The 1,588-nt window shown below is 40.9% G+C and carries 1 protein-coding gene; it reads left to right on the top strand.

Annotated elements, in window-relative coordinates; translation table 11 throughout:
* Positions 1-1,588 (top strand): HYR domain-containing protein (locus HNS40_RS22305; RefSeq protein WP_172284918.1); only part of this gene is annotated, 1,588 nt, incomplete at both ends.

The following is a 1,588-nucleotide window of genomic DNA, read 5'->3' as shown; positions in this document are numbered from 1 at the left end:
GGAACAACAACTATCTTATGGACAGTAGAAGATATCCATGGAAACACCGCAACATGTACACAGGATATCGTTATCACAGATAATGAGAACCCAGGTATCACAGCTGCAGCAGCCCAAACACAAACAGCCGATGCAGGATTGTGTGGCGCAGCCGTAACAGTAGTGGCACCATCAACAGCAGATAACTGTGCCGTAGCTACCATAAGCAATGACTTCAATGGAACAGCTGATGCCAGTGGTTTCTATAATGTGGGAACAACTACTATTATCTGGACTGTAGAAGATATCCATGGAAATATCAGTACAGATACCCAAGATATAACAGTAACAGATGATGAATCACCGATAGCAAGCTGTCAAGACTTTACAGTAAATCTAGATCCAGGAACAGGAGCAGCGAGTATCGCGGCCACCGATATTGACAATGGAAGTACCGATAACTGTGGAATCACCACTATGAGTGTGACACCAAATGCGTTTACCTCCGCTAACTTGGGCGCTAATACAGTGACCTTAAGTATAGAAGATGCGGCAGGTCATATCAGCACTTGTACAGCGACGGTAACAGTAACTGATTTAACGCCTCCAGTAGCAGTATGTCAAGACATTACAGTAGAACTAGATGCAACTGGAACAGCAAGCATAGTAGGAACCGATATTGACAATGGTTCATACGATAATGGCGTAGTGGTTTCTTTAGATGCCAATCCAAACACATTCGATTGTACAAATGTAGGAGTGAACACAGTAACGCTAACAGTAACTGATGATGCAGGTTTAACCACAACATGTGAGTCTATAGTAACAGTAGAAGACAATATTGCCCCAGTAATGGCCTCACAGAATGTCACTATTCAATTAGATGCCTCAGGAGCAGCTAGTATTACACCAGCTGATATTGATAATGGAAGTTATGATAACTGTGATTTCACCTTAACAGTCAGTCAAACCGACTTCGATTGTACAGACTTAGGAATAAATACAATAACTCTAACAGGAACAGATGCCAGTAATAATGTATCAACAATTACTGCTGATGTCACAGTAGAGGATATAATAGCACCGATTGTAAACTGTGCTCCAGCTCAAATACAAACTGCAGACGCAGGAGTATGTGAAGCTAATGTATTAGTAATCACACCAACAGTAAGCGATAATTGTAGCATCGCAAGCGTTGAAAATGATTATAATTCAATATCTGATGCTAGCGATATATATCCAGTTGGAACCACAACTATTACATGGACTATTACAGATCAAAGTGGAAATGATACGCAGTGTACACAAGATATCACCGTAACTGATGATGAACAACCAAGCATTGTTTGTGCGGCTGACCAAAATCAAACAGCAGATGCTGGCGTATGTACCGCAGCAGTGATAGTTGAAGCACCAGTAACAGACGATAATTGTGGAGTAGCTAGTATAGAAAATGATTATAATGGAAATGCTGATGCAAGTGATACTTATCCAGTAGGAACAACAACTATCCTATGGACAGTAACAGATATTCATGGAAACACCAATACTTGTACTCAGAACATCGTAATTACAGATGATGAGAATCCAAGTATCACAGCTGCAGCAG

Origin of the sequence: Lentimicrobium sp. S6 (assembly GCF_013166635.1) — a bacterium.
Lineage (GTDB): Bacteria > Bacteroidota > Bacteroidia > Bacteroidales > UBA12170 > UBA12170.
Note: the sequence above shows the minus strand (reverse complement) of the source record. Positions and strands in the feature narration are given on the sequence as shown.